The organism is Lactobacillus sp. ESL0684 (assembly GCF_029392675.1).
Lineage (GTDB): Bacteria > Bacillota > Bacilli > Lactobacillales > Lactobacillaceae > Lactobacillus.
In genome coordinates this window covers 632217-650871 of sequence record NZ_CP113941.1, presented here as the reverse complement: position 1 = coordinate 650871, position 18655 = coordinate 632217, and the positions used below count along the sequence as shown (strand labels likewise).

The 18655-nt window shown below is 37.5% G+C and carries 19 protein-coding genes and 1 other annotated feature; of the genes, 6 read left to right on the top strand and 13 right to left on the bottom strand.

The window, feature by feature from the left end; translation table 11 throughout:
• Nucleotides 1–21: 21 nt before the first annotated feature.
• The 5 genes from OZX56_RS03245 to OZX56_RS03225 form a co-directional block, all read right to left on the bottom strand.
• The gene (locus OZX56_RS03245) at nt 22–234 is read right to left on the bottom strand and encodes a YqgQ family protein (protein ID WP_277126674.1); all 213 of its coding nucleotides are present in this window, start codon (nt 232–234) and stop codon (nt 22–24) included.
• The gene (locus OZX56_RS03240; protein WP_277140158.1) at nt 231–959 is read right to left on the bottom strand and encodes a rhomboid family intramembrane serine protease; all 729 of its coding nucleotides are present in this window, start codon (nt 957–959) and stop codon (nt 231–233) included. Before OZX56_RS03240 ends, OZX56_RS03245 begins: the two co-directional genes overlap by 4 nt.
• A 10-nt stretch (nt 960–969) precedes the next feature.
• Entirely contained in the window at nt 970–1542 is a 573-nt protein-coding gene (locus OZX56_RS03235; protein WP_277126676.1) for a 5-formyltetrahydrofolate cyclo-ligase, read from the bottom strand.
• Between the two features lie 55 nt (nt 1543–1597).
• Nucleotides 1598–1747, bottom strand: a complete 150-nt coding sequence (gene rpmG / locus OZX56_RS03230) for a 50S ribosomal protein L33 (RefSeq protein ID WP_277126677.1) — start codon at nt 1745–1747, stop codon at nt 1598–1600.
• An 83-nt stretch (nt 1748–1830) separates the two neighbouring features.
• Complete coding sequence (locus OZX56_RS03225) at nt 1831–3921, bottom strand: penicillin-binding protein 2 (RefSeq protein WP_277126678.1); 2091 nt, start codon at nt 3919–3921, stop codon at nt 1831–1833.
• 272 nt (nt 3922–4193) lie between these two features.
• On the opposite strand from OZX56_RS03225, the gene OZX56_RS03220 reads away from it, so the two are divergent.
• A complete protein-coding gene (locus OZX56_RS03220) occupies nt 4194–5543 on the top strand; it encodes a transposase (protein WP_277140157.1) in 1350 nt (449 codons plus the stop codon).
• 152 nt (nt 5544–5695) lie between these two features.
• Nucleotides 5696–6607 (top strand): BadF/BadG/BcrA/BcrD ATPase family protein, encoded by a 912-nt coding sequence (locus OZX56_RS03215; protein ID WP_277140156.1) that lies wholly within the window; start codon nt 5696–5698, stop codon nt 6605–6607.
• Between the two features lie 57 nt (nt 6608–6664).
• On the opposite strand, the gene greA is transcribed toward OZX56_RS03215, so the two are convergent.
• The 5 genes from greA to OZX56_RS03190 all read right to left on the bottom strand — a co-directional run bounded on the left by greA (nt 6665) and on the right by OZX56_RS03190 (nt 12183).
• Nucleotides 6665–7141 carry a transcription elongation factor GreA gene (gene greA, locus OZX56_RS03210; protein WP_277126680.1) on the bottom strand — a complete coding sequence of 159 codons (477 nt, stop codon included), beginning with the start codon at nt 7139–7141 and terminating at the stop codon, nt 6665–6667.
• A 79-nt stretch (nt 7142–7220) separates the two neighbouring features.
• Entirely contained in the window at nt 7221–9638 is a 2418-nt protein-coding gene (gene pheT, locus OZX56_RS03205; protein ID WP_277140155.1) for a phenylalanine--tRNA ligase subunit beta, read from the bottom strand.
• Complete coding sequence (pheS, locus tag OZX56_RS03200) at nt 9638–10687, bottom strand: phenylalanine--tRNA ligase subunit alpha (protein WP_277126682.1); 1050 nt, start codon at nt 10685–10687, stop codon at nt 9638–9640. Before pheS ends, pheT begins: the two co-directional genes overlap by 1 nt.
• A 40-nt stretch (nt 10688–10727) precedes the next feature.
• Nucleotides 10728–10937 (bottom strand) — a binding site (T-box leader).
• A 52-nt stretch (nt 10938–10989) separates the two neighbouring features.
• Nucleotides 10990–11337, bottom strand: a complete 348-nt coding sequence (locus OZX56_RS03195; protein WP_277126683.1) for a helix-turn-helix domain-containing protein — start codon at nt 11335–11337, stop codon at nt 10990–10992.
• A 78-nt stretch (nt 11338–11415) separates the two neighbouring features.
• Nucleotides 11416–12183 carry an RNA methyltransferase gene (locus tag OZX56_RS03190; protein ID WP_277140154.1) on the bottom strand — a complete coding sequence of 256 codons (768 nt, stop codon included), beginning with the start codon at nt 12181–12183 and terminating at the stop codon, nt 11416–11418.
• Between the two features lie 92 nt (nt 12184–12275).
• On the opposite strand from OZX56_RS03190, the gene OZX56_RS03185 reads away from it, so the two are divergent.
• The 4 genes from OZX56_RS03185 (at nt 12276) to OZX56_RS03170 (ending at nt 15596) form a co-directional block, all read left to right on the top strand.
• Nucleotides 12276–12608: an acylphosphatase gene (locus tag OZX56_RS03185; RefSeq protein ID WP_277140153.1), complete on the top strand. Its 333-nt coding sequence runs from the start codon at nt 12276–12278 to the stop codon at nt 12606–12608.
• A 33-nt stretch (nt 12609–12641) separates the two neighbouring features.
• The gene (yidC, locus tag OZX56_RS03180) at nt 12642–13607 is read left to right on the top strand and encodes a membrane protein insertase YidC (protein WP_277140152.1); all 966 of its coding nucleotides are present in this window, start codon (nt 12642–12644) and stop codon (nt 13605–13607) included.
• Nucleotides 13608–13677: 70 nt separating this feature from the next.
• Complete coding sequence (locus OZX56_RS03175; protein ID WP_277126687.1) at nt 13678–14553, top strand: LysR family transcriptional regulator; 876 nt, start codon at nt 13678–13680, stop codon at nt 14551–14553.
• A 104-nt stretch (nt 14554–14657) separates the two neighbouring features.
• Nucleotides 14658–15596: an NAD(P)H-binding protein gene (locus tag OZX56_RS03170; RefSeq protein ID WP_277140151.1), complete on the top strand. Its 939-nt coding sequence runs from the start codon at nt 14658–14660 to the stop codon at nt 15594–15596.
• 89 nt (nt 15597–15685) lie between these two features.
• Here OZX56_RS03170 and OZX56_RS03165 read toward each other — a convergent pair whose 3' ends face one another.
• The 3 genes from OZX56_RS03165 to OZX56_RS03155 all read right to left on the bottom strand — a co-directional run bounded on the left by OZX56_RS03165 (nt 15686) and on the right by OZX56_RS03155 (nt 18655).
• Nucleotides 15686–17266 (bottom strand): HAMP domain-containing histidine kinase, encoded by a 1581-nt coding sequence (locus OZX56_RS03165; RefSeq protein ID WP_277140150.1) that lies wholly within the window; start codon nt 17264–17266, stop codon nt 15686–15688.
• Nucleotides 17244–17957, bottom strand: a complete 714-nt coding sequence (locus OZX56_RS03160) for a response regulator transcription factor (protein ID WP_277140149.1) — start codon at nt 17955–17957, stop codon at nt 17244–17246. Before OZX56_RS03160 ends, OZX56_RS03165 begins: the two co-directional genes overlap by 23 nt.
• Before the next feature lie 131 nt (nt 17958–18088).
• Nucleotides 18089–18655 (bottom strand): DUF177 domain-containing protein, encoded by a 567-nt coding sequence (locus OZX56_RS03155; RefSeq protein WP_277140148.1) that lies wholly within the window; start codon nt 18653–18655, stop codon nt 18089–18091.

Sequence of the window (18655 nt, the reverse complement as noted above, 5' to 3'; positions counted from 1 at the left end):
TCTAAAATAATTCTTACTATACTAGCTATGATCCTTTGCCTTGCGCTCTTCATATTCGTGTTCACGAGCCAAAATCATTTTAGCTTCTAGATAAAGCTTTTGATCAATTAAATGTGATTGATTAACATTGTCAAGCTCAAGAGCCATTAATTCAATATCCCAAATTCGCTTACCCACATGAACTAAAACGCCATACTTTTCAAGCAATTGCTGCACATCATAGAGATTCTTCACGCAAAGCCACCACCTAAAGCCATACTCAAGCCCCTGTGAACCGTGGCCACAATATAAATTATTAAAATACATACAGCTACTAGGCGAACCTTAAACGGATACTGGCGAAATCTGCGATCACCTACAATAATTGCTAAAAGCAATCCAGTAAGCAGGCCACCAAGGTGTCCCCATAAATCAATGTTGGGATCAAATAAGTCAAAACCTAAGTTTAGCAGCGCTAACCAAAAAGCTTGTTTACCTAAATAGACAATCGCTGCGTTATCATGATTACGCAAGCCAATAGCAGTCATTGCACCCATTAAGCCAAACAAAGCTGTAGAGGCACCTGCACTAACAATAACATTGTTGTCTCCTAAAGCTAAGCCAAGTAGATTAACATCGCCAAAAGCTAAGCTAAGCAAATTGCCACCAACGCCAGCTAGTAGGTAGATTAACAAAAATCGCCAATGTCCCAGAATTTGTTCTAGATAAGTACCCAAGTAATAAATCATTACCACATTAGATATCAGATGCATAATGCCAATATGCAGGAATTGGGCAGTAAATAAGCGCCACCATTGTCCAGCTTCTAAGATTACTTTCTTGTTCATTGCACCCAATTCAATTAATACGGTAGTATTTTTTGAACCACCTAGCCCAGTTTCTAGTAAAAAGACCAGAAATAACACAGCCAAGATAGTCCAAGTCATATAACAATCTTTAAAATTCTGTCGTCTATTCATTACAAGCCTACTAACTTTCCAAAATTTCAGTTGGAGTAATCAGCCATTTAATTGGCATATCAGTCTGTTCGATCTGCCAGTTAGCAGATTCAAAGCTCATCTGTGAATTAACTAATGCAATTGTTTGAGTCTGTGGATGTTTAGCCAAAAAGCGGTCATAATAACCACCACCAAATCCTAAACGCTCATGACTATCAAGAGCAAACGCTAAACCGGGTACAATCATTAAATCTAATTCGTTATTAATTTCAGCATTAGGATCACTAACTTCTTCAACGCCAAAGCTGGATTTGGCTAGTTGTGTCATGTAATTGTAATGCAGAAAGTCTTGAGTATGCTCAGCATCATTATTGGCACGAGCCAAGTACACATCCTTACCTTGATCCCAAAGACTAGCAATTAGATTGGAAGTATCAACCTCATATGGTAAGGACGAGGTTACCCCTATGCTTTGGCTTTGCTTTAATAATGGCAAAGACATCACCTGGTTAAGTAAGGCTTGATCTTCAGCTTGTTTGTCCGGATTATCTTTAAACTGCTGTAATTTTTCTACTTGTTTTTGCCGTAATTCTTTTTTGTTCATAATTCTTCCAAAGATAAAAAATAGCAGGAGCATAGGCTCCTGCTATTTTGGGTTATTACTTAGTTTCACGATGAAGAGTTGTTTGTCTTTCAACAGGACAATACTTCTTCAAACTTAAACGTTCCGGATGCTTACGCTTGTTTTTCTTAGATAAGTAACTTCTATCGCCACATTCGGTGCATTCCAAAATGATATTATCTGCCATTTCTTTCACCACCTACAATTTTTATTCTAACTATGTAAGAATACCATGTTATTTAGGACTTTTCCAGTAATAATGTTAAAAAACTATTTTTTATGCAATTTAAAATAATCCTGAACCATTGCCTTGGTCATTTGCAATGTGTATGAGCCTTCTAAATCAGGATCTAGTCCTGGAAAAACTACCGCAGTAGCTAATTCTGGATTATCTGATGGTGCATATCCAACAAAGGTTGCATTAACTACCTCTGGCGGATTTTTCTGATTAGGATTGTCAGGATCATAATAAAATGTTTGCGCCGTACCAGATTTACCAGAAATTGACGGCTTTACATCCTTTAACTTGTGAGCAGTTCCCCATGAATTAGTTCCATGGACAACCCGCCAAAATCCCTGCCTAACAACATTTAGTTCATCCTGTTGCCATGGGATCCGCAATTGGACATTTGGTTTTTTATTATAATCAATATAGACTTTCTTACCATCTTTAGCGCTGCGTCCAACTGATTGAACAACATATGGCTGCATACGATAGCCACCATTAGCAATTGTAGAAACATACTGAACCATTTGAATTGGCGTATATGCATCATAGTTACCATAGGACAGGTCAAGTACAGAACCAGACAGGATTTGTCCTTGACTATTAAAAGAACGTCCTTTAATCCCCGACACTTCACCGGGTAAATCAACCCCCGTCTTTTGTCCAAGCCCAAACATACTAAAATTATGCCGCAATGTATCAAAAGCAGTGTTGGGCATGCTGATATATTCTTTAGGTACATATTTAGCATGAACCCAGTCCATTGTCATGCGCATCATATAAATATTGCTGGAAACTTCTAGAGCACTCGGTGCATCTAAAGCACCAAAAGTTCCAACTGGATAAACGGACTTTTTAATTGGCGAACCGGGTAAATAAACCGGCGTATCAGGCATTGTACTACTCGTAGGCGTAATTACCTTGTTCATCAATCCTCCCGCAACTGTCGCACCTTTAACCGCTGATCCCATAACATAGGTTTGATTAATTGCTCCTAAAGCATTATCACTTAACTTGTTCTTTTTGGGATCGCGACTGATTCCTGCCATTGCCAAGATAGCACCGGTTTTAGGATTCATTGCAATCGCATAGGCACCATTTGAATAACGAGCAGCACCAGAAGCTAAAGCTGAACTATAGATTGACTTGAGTGACGACTGGATTTGCTTTTGATATTTAGCATCTAGTGTCAACACTAAACTAGCACCAGCTTGACCAGAATAAACCGATTTGGTTTGTTCAATATCACCATCACTTTTAGTCCAAACCTTACTAGTTGCTTTGGTTCCTTTTAGTAAAGGTTCATACTTTTCTTCTAGATAAGAGGTACCGACGCGATCATTACGTGAGTAACCGTTAGTTAAATAGTATTGCAAATTATCACTCGGTAAACCAGCTTTTTCACTTGAGACGGAGCCAATAATACTTTGAATAGATGATCCATTAGGATATGAACGTTTCCAATCAGTTCCAATACCTACACCAGGCAAGCTAGATAAATGCTCTCCTACTTCTGCAATTTCTTTATCAGTTAGATCAGAATTTTTTAAATAAATAGTTGATAAAGTATACGCACCAGATATTTTATTATAAATTGAAGCAGCTGTCTTTTCGCGCTTAGATAGCTTAATATGCTCTTGATTAACTTGTTTAGCAATCTGAGCATTAATCAGGTCATTATCTTCAGTTTTGCGAATCGACTTTGGAACTTTAGCCAACTCCCTTTTACTATTGTCCTTATCTGCCAAATAATAATCAATTAACTGCTGATTGCTAAGTTTATCATTAAGACTTATATAATTACTCAAAGCATTTGAAAGCGTATAAGCCTGATCAGCAGTAGTCGAAACGCTCTTAGTATAAGTAATGGCACTTTGCGCCTTATTACCAACTAGAACGCGTCCCTTATTGTCATACATTACCCCGCGAGGCACTTGACTTGAAACTACTGCAGAATTAGACTTCTGCACTTCTGCTTTAAAGCGTGAACCATAGCCTACTTGCAGGTATAGTAATTGACCTATTAAAGCAGCAAACAAAATAAAAATAATCACTAAAATAATTTTCATTCGGATTGGCGTCGAAGCCTGTTTTTTCGAGCCAGCTGCTCCCCGATTTTTCTTAGAATATTTCACGAAATCCAAACCTCTCTAAACTAGAATTATTCTATCAAAAGCCACTAGTTAATGCTATCATCTCAACCATAACTTTGCTAAAATTTTAAGACTAGCAAATTAATCTCATCAAAAAATGTGCCGCTTTTTTTATTACTAACTGAAACTTGAAAGCTAGAAATCACCTCAAAAGAGCGTGATTTCTAGCTTTTTTGCCTAAAAAATAAAAACGCAAGCCCTCTCTGCGTTATACTTTAAATAACCAAAACTAAAGTTACAGGAGTTCTTACGTTATGAACAGTATACCGCAATTCAATCAAGAAAAGGACACTTCTTCCTTAATTTCATCTTTTACAAAATTAATTGGTCTAGCTGACTTAAGTAAACAGGTTAATTTTAGACGTCATTCTTTAGTTAGCCTGCTGATGGTAGTTAAATGGCTAATCCAATCACGTTTTGCCCGTAAATCACTGTATCGTTTTGACCAACCAGCTGAATTTACCTCTAAGACTGGCAGAAATATCCTTAATGATGGCCGCATCAATTGGCAAAAACTGCTTTGCTTAGCTGCTGCCAAACTAATTAAGGTACTTAAACCGGTAATCGACAAGCGTAGAAGACTAGCTTTGATTGTAGATGATACTTTGCTAGCACGTTCCTATTCTAAGAAAGCGGAATTACTTGCCAAAGTTTACGATCATAATGAGCATAAATATGTTAATGGTTATCGTGGCTTGACCGTTGGTTGGAGTGACGGCAATACTTTTTTGCCAGTTAATTTTGCTTTGATGTCCACCAAGAGAAAACAAAATCTGCTTGGCAGTAAAGCCACTACAACCGATAATCGTTCTATTGCAGGCAGAAGAAGAACCCAAGCCCAAAGGCAAATGAATGATGTCACGGTTGAATTGCTTAAGCAAGCTATCAATGAAGGTGTACCAGCAGACTATGTACTGTTTGACAGCTGGTTTGCCTCGCCCAAAATGTTCTGGCAGTTAAAGCAGTTAGGATTAGACAGTGTCTCGATGCTTAAGTTGAGCAAGAAGGTATACTACTGCTATCGTGGTCGCCTTTATGATGTAAAAAGTTTGTATGAACGCTTAGCTGGCTCAAAGCTGAAAGCCAAAGATGACTATCTTTATAGTTGTGTAGTCGAGGCAGAGTATCAAGGACATAGTTTTCCTATCAGATTAGTATATGTTACTAAACGTGGTAATAAGGGAAAGTACTTGGTCTTGGCTACCACCAGATATCAGCTGCAACCTAAAGAAGTCATTCAGCTTTATGGTCGTAGATGGCAGATAGAAACCTACTTTAAAGCAGCTAAGCAATACCTAGCTTTAGATAAATCACAAATTCAAAGTTACGATGGTCAGTGCGGATATTTTGCAATTACCGCCTTAACTTATGACTTGCTGGCTTGGCAAGAGAGACAAGCAGTTGATGAGCGAACAATTGGGGATTTATTCTATTTGATGAATGATGCGTTGCCGGATTTGGCGTTTGAAGAAGCATTGGTCTACCTGCTAAGTGCCCTAAAAGCAGTTAAAGAAGAAATAACTACAGAAGTCGAGCGGATAATAAATAATTTTATTAAATTACTGCCAGGATTTATTCAAAAGCAGCTGCAGAGAAGCGTTTAAAATATAATTAAGAACCAAAAAAGCCAGACTCAATAAGGAATCTGGCTAGTTTTACTGCTTTCAAGTTTCAGTTACTAATAAAAATCTTCTAAATTGGTAGCGTTTGTAATAAAATAAAGAAGTTACAAGCTTAAGCAGAAAGAAGACTTAATATGACACTAAAATACCAAATTGGCGTAGATGCTGGTGGAACCCACACCATTGCAATTGCCTATGACACAACTGGACAAGAACTTGAACAAATTGAAACTGGACCGGGGCAACTAAATACCGACTATGAGGACGCAATTAACAACATTACTAGCGCAATTAACCAGCTTTTAAATCAAATTGATGGTGACTGTCAACGTGTACTATGCGGAATGGCTGGATTATCAGTAATCGGAAATGCTCCTCAAGTAGCAGCAGAAATTTCTAGTAAGATTGGCAACTTGCCAACTAGAGCAGTCACCGACTCATTATTGGCACTTTACAATGGACTTAAAGGTGAAGACGGCGGATTAGTGATTGCTGGAACTGGATCAGTTTTTAACGGTTTACAAAAAGGCCATATTATTACTACTGGTGGCTATGGCGCAGTTTTGGGTGATGAAGGATCCGGCTATGCGATTACTTTAGCTGCACTCAAGGCCGCACTGCTTAGTTGGGACAAGCGTGAAGAAAATGCCTTAATTCAGCTATTCAATCAATTATTTGATGTCGAAAATTTAGTTGATGCCACTGCCAAATTTTACCAAATGAGTAACCCTGAAGTTGCCTCAATGGCCGTTGACGTTGCCAAGTTAGCTGATCAAGGTAATCCTGCCGCAACTGCTGTGATTAAGCAGCAATCCCAACTCTTAGCACGAGATATTATTATTGGTATGGATCGCTATGAAGACCCTAAGCCAATGACAGTAGCTCTGACCGGATCTGTCTTAGCTAATAATCAAATGTTACGTAATTTTTTAGAAAATGAAGTCTGGAAAAAATATCCCAAGGCAAAATTTACGGTTTCTAACGGTGAAAATGCCCGTGGTGTTATTTATGACAAAAGTAATGATTATCGTCATTTCACAAGTTAGTCAGCTACCTTAATGAAACAAAAAAGAAGTAAGTTATTGTAACTTACTTCTTTTTTGCTATTCTTCAACTTGGTCAATAACTGCATCAAACTTACCACCTGGTGTAGTAATTGTGACTTTATCCCCTTTTTTCTTACCCAAAATCGATTGAGCAATTGGAGAATCATTCGATATCTTGCCATTTAATGGGTCAGATTCATCACTACCAACAATTGTATAAGTTTCTGAATCGTCTTCACCAACTTCGGTATAAGTAACCGTTTTACCAATCGCTACCTCATCAGGATCAGTGGCAGTTGCGTCAACAACATTGGCATATTTAAGCATATGCTCAACCACCTTGATGCGATCTTCTAGGTGACTTTGTTCATCTTTAGCAGCATCATACTCAGAGTTCTCGGATAAATCACCATAAGAACGTGCGACCTTCAGTCGTTCAATTACTTGTGGACGTTTTTCAAGTTTTAGACTTCTTAATTCCGCTTCAAGCTTTGCTTTGCCTTCCGCAGTCATCGGATATGTTTTTTCAGGCATAAAATTTTCTACTCCTTAAAGTTCAAATTTTCTTTTGCAAGGGACAATGATATTAATTTATCTTTGCAAAGTCAAGCCTTTAGCGTATCTTTGCATCAATTTTATTTTCTAAACTAGTCGTAATTGCCTCTATTGCTTGATTAACGACCTTATCAGTCAACGTATCTAACTCATTCATAAAGGTCAATCCATAAGTCAAACTCTTCTTATCGCTATCAATATGTGAACCTTGGTAAACGTCAATTACTCGTAAACTATGTAAATACTTGCCGCCATTTGCATTAATAATCTCTTCAACTGCCTGATCAGTAACTGATTTTTCTACTAAAATTGATAAATCACGTTCAACTTCTGGGAATTTAGGTGCTGGTTTAGAAACAGTTTTTGGATTAATAATCAGTGGAATTATTTCCGTTAAATCAAGTTCATAACCATAAAGTTGCGCACCATTTAATGCCTTATCCTTCATTGTTGCCATTGGGGCAATCATTCCGATCATCCCGATATAGTGGTCACCGAGATATAATCCAGCAGTTCGCGTTGGATGCATCCCAACAATTTCTTCAGGTCGATATTCAATTTGACTAGGATCTAAGCCAATTGCAACAAACAGATTGGTCAGTTGGCCTTTGACATAGTAAAAGTCGATTGGCTCATCATCATGTTGCCAGTTTTGGAAATAAATATTACCTGAGTATAAGGCAGCCAAATGTTCAGTTTCATTATAAGTACCCTGGTCACGATCATAAACTCGTCCTTGCTCATATAAACTAAGTTGGGTTTGCTTACGTGCCATATTATAACTGGCTGCATCAACCAATCCAGTTAATAAGTTTTGCCGCATTGTTGATCGACCAGAATTTAGCGGCCACTGTACCTGTACTAATTCTTTAGCTTCTTTAGTGTACGAAACTGCCTTTTCAGGAGAAGTTAGTGAATAAGAAATAGCCTCATTAAGTCCTTGACCTTGAGCAACTTGCTTAATTCGTCTAATAGCTGTTTCAAACGGAGAATAACCACCGTGAGTTTCAGCTAAAATTGGCTGGGTTGATTCCAAATTATCGTAGCCATACAAACGACCCACTTCTTCAACTAAATCGGCTGCAATTGCCACATCCCAGCGTCTAGCCGGTACATCGACAGTTAACTCATCTCCAGATACTTCAGCCTTAAAATTCAAACGTTCAAAAATATGAAGCATTTCATCAGCAGAAATTTGCGCGCCTAGAACCTTATTAATATAAGAAATAGTGGTCTTAATAACAGTCGGTTCTTTTACTTGGTCACTTGCCTTAATTACACCTTCGGCAACAGTTGCTGAAGCATTGTTGCGCAACAAGAGTGCTGCCATATCAAGTGCTCGCTGCGTTGCATCCCAATTGATACCTTTTTCATAACGGCTAGAAGCCTCAGTCCGATTAGCATGCCGCAAAGCTGATTTTCTGATTAAAGTTGAGTCAAAAATAGCAGCTTCTAAAATAACATCGGTAGTATCGGCCTCAATCTCAGAATTAAGTCCGCCCATTACACCAGCCATCATTACTGGAGTTTTTCCATCAGTAATAATAATATCTTTGGGGTCTAAATCAACGGTTTTATTATTTAACAGTGTCAACTTTTCTCCAGCCTCGGCCTGTCTAACAACTAAGTGATTACTCTTAAAAGCACGAGCATCATAAGTATGCATTGGTTGCCCAGTTAACAGCATAATGTAGTTAGTAACATCAACCACGTTATTAATTGGCCGAATACCAGCATTCCATAAGCGTGTTTGCAGCCACAACGGACTATCCGCGATTTTTACACCTGTAACTTTACGTAAATAAAATTTGGGAGCTAACTGCTTATCGACATCAACTGTAAAATCAGTAGTCCAATCAGGACCATCCGTTTTTAAGCTAACATCTTCAACTTTGACTGGTTCACCAACAATTGCTCCAACCTCATAAGCTGAACCTTCCATTGACAAGGTATCAGCCCGGTTAGGCGTAATATCAAAATCAAAAATATAATCGTCCATCCCTAATGGCTCATAGACATCTTGACCCGGCTTTAAATCAGCATCACTTGGAAAAACATAAATTCCATTAGTGTATTTTTCAGGAACCAAGTTATCGGCGAATCCTATTTCGTCCAATCCACAAATCATACCATTTGACTCATAGCCACGCATTTTGCCTTTTTTTATTTTGACATTATCAGCAATCCGCGCACCAGGCAAAGCCACGATAACATCTTCACCTGCAGCAACGTTAGGTGCCCCACAAACTATCTGCCTCGGCTGCTCTTGGCCAACATCAACTTGCGTGACATTTAGATGGGTTCCAGGAATTGGTTCGCATTCAAGAATATGGCCAACAACAAGATTTTTCAGTCCCGTTTTAGGATGTTTAACTTCTGCAACTTCTACACCAGTGCGCGTAATCTTTTCTCCTAACTGCTTAGGATCTTGGTCTAAATTAATAAAGTCTCGCAACCAATTATAGGAAACTAACATTATCTTTCCTCCTTATGAAATTGTTCTAAGAAACGAACGTCATTAGTATAGAAATCACGAATATCGTCGATCCCATACTTCAAAATTGCCAAACGATCTAAGCCGACGCCAAAGGCAAAGCCGCCATAAACTTGCGGATCAACACCGGCATTCTCTAAAACATTAGGATGAACCATTCCAGCACCTAGGATTTCAATCCAACCAGTTTCCTTGCAAATTGAACAACCACTGCCATCACAGTTAAAGCAAGAAACGTCCATTTCCACTGATGGTTCAGTAAATGGAAAATAACTCGGACGCAGCCGCGTTTTGCGGTCTTGACCAAAGACATGCTTAGCCATTAAATCCAATGTACCTTTTAAATCACCCATAGTAATATTGCGATCAACCACTAAGCCTTCCATCTGCATGAACTGATGTGAATGCGTAGCATCGTCATCATCACGCCGATAAACCTTACCTGGACCAACCATTTTTAACGGGCCCTTAGCAAAATCATGTTTTTCTAAAGTTCTTGCTTGATCACCAGAAGTTTGTGAACGCAATAAATCTTCACTATCAACATAGAAAGTATCTTGCATATCACGAGCAGGGTGATCCTTAGGCAAGTTCATCATTTCAAAACAATAATGATCTGTTTCAATTTCTGGTCCTTGGACAACTTCGTAGCCCATACCAATAAAATACTTTTCTAAATCATCTAACACAACGTTAATTGGGTGTTGAGAACCAAGATGTGGTTGCTTACCAGGCAAAGTAACATCAATAGCTTCTTTTTTAAGACGCTGCTCAACTAGATCTTTTACAAGCTCACTCTTAGCATCATCAAGCCGATCATTAAACAAATCTCGCAACTGATTTACCCGTTGCCCAATTTCGCGACGATTTTCAGGTGCAACATCCTTCATCGAGTGCAAAATCTCAGTCAATTCACCTTTGCGGCCAACCAAGTTCACCCGAACTTCATTTAATTTTACTTCGCTTTTTGCCTTGTCAATTTCGGCAAGACCAGATTCGCGCAATTCTTTTAGGCGATCAAATAAGTCCATTTATATATTTTCCTTTCAAACAAAAAAAGCCTCATCCCAATCAAGGGACGAAGCTTCGCGGTACCACCCTAGTTTGAGAACACAAAATACGTCCCCACACTTAAGTCTTCGATAACGGTGAATACCGGAATTGATTAAATTCAACTAACAAGATGAAATTCACAGTTTACTTTAAACTTTTCTTCCAGCTTAATCAAAAAAGTCTCTCTGCTAAAGCTAATCTGCTACTAGTCTTGCTCAACGTAATTAACTAATAGAATAAGTCTTTTAAATAAAACTTGCAAGTAAAACTTAATACTTTTTTAAACCCATTTATCTGCCCAATCATGAATTTGATCAAACACGGGCTTGAGTTCTGCACCTTTTTCAGTCAAGCCATACGAGATAATTTTGGTTTTTTCATCAACTCGCCGCTTAACAATCTGCTCTTGCTCTAATTCCTTCAAACGCTCTACTAGTACCCGATCAGAACAAGCACTTACTCGACTAGCTAGGTCTTTAAAACGCAAAAATTCCTTGTCACACAAAGAACAAATAATTAATCCATTCCATTTTTTGCCAATAATTGAAAACGCATTAATAAAATGCTGACATGATTCGTAACTAGCCGCACCGCAGCCAGGTACTCTACTCTTAACTCCAGCAGCCATGACCAATTCCTCCTGCATTAAAGCATTAATCTTTAGACTAGTATAAAAAACTTACTTACTAAAAACAAGTGCAAACTCCTAAGCAAAATGATAAATCATGATTCCAGCAGCAACTGCAGCGTTCAATGATTCTGCTTGTCCCTTAATTGGAATATACAATTTTTCATTACAGTAATTGGCAACTGGCTCACTTACCCCATGAGCCTCATTGCCAATTACTAAACCTAATTGCGGTTGCGGGTTAAAGTCTGCCAGTTTCTTAGCAGTTTGATCAAGCATACTAGCATAAACAGGAATCGCATTATTTTCTAAAATTCCAATTGTTTCAAGCAAATCCTGCACAATCAAACTAAGGTGAAATTGGCTACCTTGCATTGCTCTTTGCGTTTTGGGATTATATAGATCAACACAATTGGGTGCCAAAACCACCCCGTCAAACCCCGCTGCGTCTGCTGTCCGAATAATTGTGCCGACATTACCTGGGTCAGCCAGGCCATCAAGCAAAACCCATTTGCCATAGCTAAAAGCATAATTTTTAGGTTGCGAGATTTTTAAAACCATAAAAATCCCCTGTGAATTTTGTGTACTTGTCAAATGCCGCACGATTGCATTATTGATTAAATAAACATTTTTGTTAGATATATCGATATCGGTAGTTTTTGCTACCTGATCGAGAGCTTCGCTAGTACCAAGCAGATAAACATACTTTCGCTTAGACTTAAGTGCTTCTGCAATCAAATGAAAGCCTTCAATTAAATAAAGTCCTGCTTGTTCACGATACTTTTTTTGCTTCAATTTGGCTAAATCTTTAACCAACTGGTTATTAACTGAACTAATTTGTTCCATAATTAAACTTCTTCTTTCAAATTTACGTTTTAATTTAATATCTTATTTCGAACATGCTAAAATTAATTAAGCTAATTCAGAAAGGACTTATTATGCGCTTTTTAAAGCAATTTAACCATTCACAAGTAAAAAATAAGATTGCCACACCCCAAGAAACTTGGCAACTAACTGTTTTTGGCAGAGTTCAAGGGGTTGGTTTTCGCTGGAGCGTCCAAACCTTAGCTGACCAAATGCAACTACGCGGAACTGTCAAAAATAATTCTGATCAAACCGTCACAATCGTAATACAAGCAAGCCTTGCTTTAGTCAATGAATTTTGCGCTGCTCTGCCACACAATATCTCACAATTTGCTAAAATTTCCAAGATAAAAAAAGAAAAACTGGTAAATGTAGGCAAAATGCAAGGATTTCATGTATTATATTAGATGTTGACTAAAATTAATAGTATGGTGAATTTAATGAAAAAATTTCGTAAATATTTCGAATTAATAGTACTTGGATTGGCAGTAATGTTGATCCTTACTGGTTGTGCTCAGAACAGCTCTGCAGTTAATACTCCACCCTCAGGTGGTTTCTATGGCTGGATTTACAACTGGATTGGGCAACCATTGCAAAATATCATGCTACGTTGTTCTGAATTAATTGGTGGAGCAAATGGAGCAGGCTGGGCAATCATTTTAATGACTTTCATTGTCAGAATGGTACTTTTGCCATTAATGCTGAATCAGCAGAAAAAATCGACATTGCAGCAAGAAAAGATGACTCGCGTTCAACCACAAATGCAATTGATCCAAAAAACTATGAAACGTAAAGATCTAAATCAAGATCAACAAATGACTCTAGCAAATTGGCAGCGAGAACTATATTCAAAAAATAATTTATCAATGACCGGTGGAATGGGTTGTCTACCGTTGATTATTCAGTTTCCAATCATGATTGGTATCTATCAAGCCGTAATGTATTCTAAGACCTTGGCTAATTCCAACTTTTTCGGAATTTCTTTAAGTAGTAGGTCTATTCCTGTAACCATTGCCGCAACACTGTTTGCTTTTATTCAAAGTTATTTATCCACTGTTGGCGTACCTAAGCAGCAGAAGAAACAAATGCAATCAATGTTACTAATGAACCCAATTATGACAATGTTCATCTCAATGTCAGTATCCGGATCTGTAGCACTTTATTGGGCTGCTGGTAACCTCTTCTCCGTCATTCAACAAATAATTGTAACTTTTATAATTACTCCTAAAGTTAAAAGAAATGTTGACGAAGAACTTAAAAATAAGCCAATTAAAGAGATTGTAACTCAAGCCGGAATAGATGAACTGCTAAGCCAAAATACCAAGCAAACAGCGGCTAATCCAAAAACTCAAAAAATGCACGAAGATTTGCGTAATCGCAATCAAGGAAAGCAGCATAAGCATTAATAATTGAACCGCTAGTTAAGTTAAACTAGTGGTTTTTTAATCAAACAAATAATATAAAGAAGATAAATCAATGAAACTAGAAAAACTACAATATTTTATCGATTTGGTTAATTCAGGCAGCTTTACCAAGACAGGTCAAATGAATCATATTGCTCAAACAAGTATTAGTCAGCAAGTACACTCACTTGAAGACCATTTTAATACAAAACTAATCGATCGCAATGTCAATCCTGTTAGGCCAACTAAGGCTGGTCGCTTGCTTTATCAGGAAGCTCAAAAAGTTGTCCAGCAATATGCCAAACTAGAGCAAACCATGTCTGACTTTCAAACCGGCCAAAATAGAATCAGAATCGAATACACTTCACTAATTGATTTAGACTTTTTAGTAAGTTTAACTAAAAAATTACAAAATCAGACAAACTTATTATTTGAACTTGAAAAGCAACCACAAAAAGAGATTGCAGCCAATTTGCGTAACGGTCAATTTGACTTGGCAATTAGTTTTGATTCAGAATTTTCAAATGAAAAGTTGTTGCAAACGGTAACCCTTTATGAAGGAACTTATTGTGGTCTAGTTGGCAAAAACCATCCATTATTCAATCAGTCGTTCATTACTAACAAACAGCTTTATGATTATCCACTTGTGATGTTATCACCAAATGCAATTGGCAAATCTTATCAATTAATGCTCACTCATGCTAAACAAGACGGCTATTTACCTAATATCGCTCAAACTGTTAACGATATTGAAACAGAGTTTTTCTTGTTGCGCACTCAAAATTTAATTGGTTTCTTCCCTAATAATTATCCCCTGCCTGAAAATCACCATGATTTACACTTATTGCCAATTAAAGATACTAATCACAAATTTAAAATCGTCTTTGCTTACCGAAAGGATTTTAATCAAACAGCGCTTATTAGGGCAATCTCTGCAATTAAGCTATAACATAGTAGCAAGTTTACTTATGCAGCATTGTATTTTTGTATTAGACTTTGTTAACTTATTAATTTAAAATGTAAGCGATTAATAAAAAGGAGAAACAAAATATAATGAAAAAACTAGTTGTAACTGGTGTTGATGGTAATTTTGGTAGTGTTGTTGCCACTGAAATTCAAAAATTAGTTCCAAAAGAACAGTTAATTTTTACCGCACCACGAATTGAAAAATTAAAACAATACGCTGATGCTGGAATTGAATGTCGAGATGCCGATTTTAATTCTCAAGCCAATCTAGAGGCTGCTTTTAAGGGTGCAGAAAAAGTACTCTTAATTTCCATGCCATTTGTTGGTGAAAAACGCCGCAAAGCTCAAAAAAATGCGGTTGAAGCTTGTGTAGCTGCTGGGGTTAGTCAGGTACTATATACTTCAGTATTATCTGCCGGCAATCCGCTTAATCCAAGTATTGAAAATGTTGATCACGGTTATACAGAAGCCCTAATTCAAAATAGTGGCTTAGATTATGTGATTTTGCGTAATTCCTTATTTGCTGAATCGTTTATTACCGATTACACTCGGGCAGTCGCTTCTGGCGAACAGGCAATTGAAAAGAATATGGGCGAAGGGCGCGTTTGGTTTATTTCTAGAAAAGATGCTGCCCTAGCAGCTACCTGTGCACTTGCCAGCAACTTATTACATCGGGCAGTTCTAAATATTAATGGTTGTGAGCCTCTAACCTATGGCGAATTTTTAGCAGTCGGCAATCAGGTAACTGGTAACGATATTCATTACGTCAAAAAGACTGATGAAGAGCTTTACGAATATTTTGACAGTATTGGTGTTCCTCGAAATACAGATGGTGATTTTTCTAAGAGTCCAATCAAAGCAACTTCTGAAGGTATGGTAACTTTTGGTACCACAGTTCGTGAAGGCTACCTGGATATGGCAACTAGTGATTTCAGTAGCGTATGTGGTAGACTACCAATTAGTGTCAAAGAAATGTTTGCAGATGCTGATAATTATCAGCTAGGTGACAGACACCCAACCGAATAATCTAATATTAGTTAGACACACAAAAAAGCTCCGTTATTCTTGAATTTTATTGCAGGAATAACGGAGTTTTTTGGATAAACATTTTTCAATTATGCTTGCTTGGATTTTTCAGCCTGTGCTCGCTTACGCAAAACAACTGCTTGCTGCTTACTCAAAGCTGGAAAAATCATTTTAAATTGACTACCTTGTCCTTCAACAGAATCAACACTGATTTGGCCATGATAACTGGTAACTAGCTTTTGGGCAATTGATAACCCTAAGCCATTACCACCTTTTTCTCGAGTACGTGCCTTATCCACACGATAAAAGCGATTAAAGATTTTACTTTGTTCAGTCTTGGAAATTCCCTCACCAAAATCCTGCACAACAATTTGAACGTCATCTTGCGAAAGGCCAGCCGAAACATTCATTTGCTTTCGATCCGTTGAATATTTAATGCCATTATCGATCAAAATGACTAAAATTTGTTCTAAATGCCCCTGATAAATTTGAATTTCTGTATCTTGAGGCAAGTCGTCCATATCAAGGCTAATTTTGAAGTCTTGATGAACCATTGCCATATCTCCAACTACCCGTTGCAAAACTTCAGATACCGTCGTAATCTCATTTGGATAGTGCACATTAATCTGTTCTGCCCGAGTTAAGTCTAACATTTCCTGGATCAAGTGCTGCATGCGTTTAGCTTCTTGCAGTGAGGCATTGATCGATTCAGATAGAATTTCAGGATCTTCCTTACCCCAACGCTCCAACATATTTAAATGGCCTTCGATTACGGCAACCGGAGTACGCAGCTCATGCGAAACATCGCCAACAAATTCTTTTTGCTGTTCAATATAGCGTTGCATCCGATCAAGCATTTGATTAAACGAAACTGCCAATTCCTCTAATTCATCATGACGATGAAAATCTTTAATACGCGCAGTACTATTAGGATCATCATTAACTTCTCTTGCCACTTTAGAGATTTCTTTAATTGGTTTTACAATATCATACACAACTAAAAAGGCTACAAAGGTAAAGAAAATAATTGCAATCAGTGAAATCCGCACCATCCACTTGAGCAAATTTTTCATTAGGCCATTATAATAAGACATTTTGTTCGCAACCACAATATAGCCAGTTACTTTACCCGTGCGAATAGATCGTACCTTTTGATAAGTTAATAATTCTTGGCGATGTCCGCGATGAACCTGTTCCATATGGTAATCATTCTTAAACTTTTTAAATGGTGGTAGGCTATTACCATTGCCATTGTCAAATACGTCTTCTTTTTCTAGATTATAAACAACCACATTTAAGTCAGGATTAGTTAAAGAAGCCAATAAATCATCGTTAAAGGCATTGCTCTTATGGTCATCACGATTGATCGCAGGATCACCTTGCATAATCTTTCTAGCTGATGGAGTTAGTGCTGGTACAACATTGGCAATTTGTAATTCTTTCGAAATTGGACTTAAACTATCATTTAGCTTAACCACCATACCATTAGAAGTCACTTTTTGCTGGGCAATTGATTGTCTGCCTACAAAAGAATAAATTACTACGGAAAATACAACAAAAGAGACCATGATCGTCAAAGCCACGATACTAACCCAACGTATTACTAGCGATGAATGTTTGGTCTCTTTTTTATTTTGATTCTTATCTTTAGTTCTTCTCATCGTCTTCATCTCTTACCATATATCCAGTACCGCGCACGGTCTTGATATAGGATGGTTGACCTGGGACATCAATTTTATTACGTAAATAACGCACATAAACTTCAACCACATTAGTTTCAATATTAGAACCTGGGCCCCAAATCTTAGCAAGTAATTGGTCACGACTAACCACATTATTCTTATTTTTGATCAATGTAATTAATAAGTTGTACTCACGTTTAGTTAGATCGACTGTCTTACCGTCACTGCGACGTACAATGCGGTTAGCAGTTTCAATCGTCATATCCTTAAACTTGATGACTTTCTTTTCTACAGTATTGTCTGAAGCCTTTTTCTCAATCTTAACTCGACGTAACACTGCACGCAGTCTTGCTAATAATTCTTCAATCGCAAACGGCTTAACAATATAGTCATCAGCACCATGATCTAGTCCTGAAACCCGATCAATTACAGAATCACGGGCAGTCATCATAATAATTGGCGTGGTCTTAACTTGGCGTACTCGACGGGCAATCTCTAAACCATTTAAATCTGGCAGCATTAAGTCTAATAAGATAGCATCAAAATCCTCATTTAAAGCTGATTCTAATCCCTTACGGCCATTAGTTTCCACAACAGTCTCATATTTTTCATGTTTTAATTCCAGCTCGACAAAACGAGCCAAGTTTTTTTCGTCTTCAATAATTAAAATTTTTGCCATTTTACTCATCCTTTTCATATTTAAAATTTACGTCGATACCAGACAATTTTTAAGGAAATTATAGCTTAAGCATACTTTAAAAATGCCTTTAAAACAAGATTAAAAAAGCTGCTCGTTTATCAGTTTCATTTTTATTTGCTCGGTTTATCTTGATCTAAGCCTTGCTTTTGCTCAAGCAACTCTTTCAAGTTAGCAAATGCTGAATTAGCTGGTTGCTGTTTTTGTTCATTGTATTCCGTTTCTGAAATAACCGACCACCCATTCCCAGCAGGATAAATGTCTTGCTCCTCTTCTTCAGGAGTTAAAATAGTAATTGGAATATGCAACAACAAATTATCTTCAATTGCCGTCTGCAAATCAATCAAATCATCTACTACTTTAACTACAGCTGCCGTTTCTTCTGATTTATCTTGAGCAACTTCAGCTTCTGTATAATCCTCATTAAAGTGAAAATCTTCATGATATGCTACTGCGTCTAAACTACGACTAGATGGCACAATTAGGTCAGCTTGAACGTGAAAATCACCGCTTACATATGGTTCATTATAAAATAAATCTCCACTCACATGAACCTTTTTAGCTTGATAGAGCAGCTTTTTACTCCGTTCCAAAAATTCTGGTCGCACTTCAAGATCATGCTCAATATGTGTTAAAGGTTCTGTACTATTCTTTATCTGAGAAAAATTAATCACAAACAT

Coding starts and splice junctions, on each gene's coding strand:
- OZX56_RS03165 (WP_277140150.1), bottom strand. CDS start 17,266: ATGAAGACGATGAGAAGAACTAAAGATAAGAATCAAAATAAAAAAGAG.
- OZX56_RS03190 (WP_277140154.1), bottom strand. CDS start 12,183: ATGGAACAAATTAGTTCAGTTAATAACCAGTTGGTTAAAGATTTAGCC.
- OZX56_RS03195 (WP_277126683.1), bottom strand. CDS start 11,337: ATGGCTGCTGGAGTTAAGAGTAGAGTACCTGGCTGCGGTGCGGCTAGT.
- OZX56_RS03240 (WP_277140158.1), bottom strand. CDS start 959: ATGAATAGACGACAGAATTTTAAAGATTGTTATATGACTTGGACTATC.
- OZX56_RS03220 (WP_277140157.1), top strand. CDS start 4,194: ATGAACAGTATACCGCAATTCAATCAAGAAAAGGACACTTCTTCCTTA.
- OZX56_RS03160 (WP_277140149.1), bottom strand. CDS start 17,957: ATGGCAAAAATTTTAATTATTGAAGACGAAAAAAACTTGGCTCGTTTT.
- OZX56_RS03175 (WP_277126687.1), top strand. CDS start 13,678: ATGAAACTAGAAAAACTACAATATTTTATCGATTTGGTTAATTCAGGC.
- OZX56_RS03170 (WP_277140151.1), top strand. CDS start 14,658: ATGAAAAAACTAGTTGTAACTGGTGTTGATGGTAATTTTGGTAGTGTT.
- greA (WP_277126680.1), bottom strand. CDS start 7,141: ATGCCTGAAAAAACATATCCGATGACTGCGGAAGGCAAAGCAAAGCTT.
- rpmG (WP_277126677.1), bottom strand. CDS start 1,747: ATGGCAGATAATATCATTTTGGAATGCACCGAATGTGGCGATAGAAGT.
- OZX56_RS03235 (WP_277126676.1), bottom strand. CDS start 1,542: ATGAACAAAAAAGAATTACGGCAAAAACAAGTAGAAAAATTACAGCAG.
- pheS (WP_277126682.1), bottom strand. CDS start 10,687: ATGGACTTATTTGATCGCCTAAAAGAATTGCGCGAATCTGGTCTTGCC.
- pheT (WP_277140155.1), bottom strand. CDS start 9,638: ATGTTAGTTTCCTATAATTGGTTGCGAGACTTTATTAATTTAGACCAA.
- OZX56_RS03185 (WP_277140153.1), top strand. CDS start 12,276: ATGCGCTTTTTAAAGCAATTTAACCATTCACAAGTAAAAAATAAGATT.
- OZX56_RS03155 (WP_277140148.1), bottom strand. CDS start 18,655: ATGTTTGTGATTAATTTTTCTCAGATAAAGAATAGTACAGAACCTTTA.
- yidC (WP_277140152.1), top strand. CDS start 12,642: ATGAAAAAATTTCGTAAATATTTCGAATTAATAGTACTTGGATTGGCA.
- OZX56_RS03215 (WP_277140156.1), top strand. CDS start 5,696: ATGACACTAAAATACCAAATTGGCGTAGATGCTGGTGGAACCCACACC.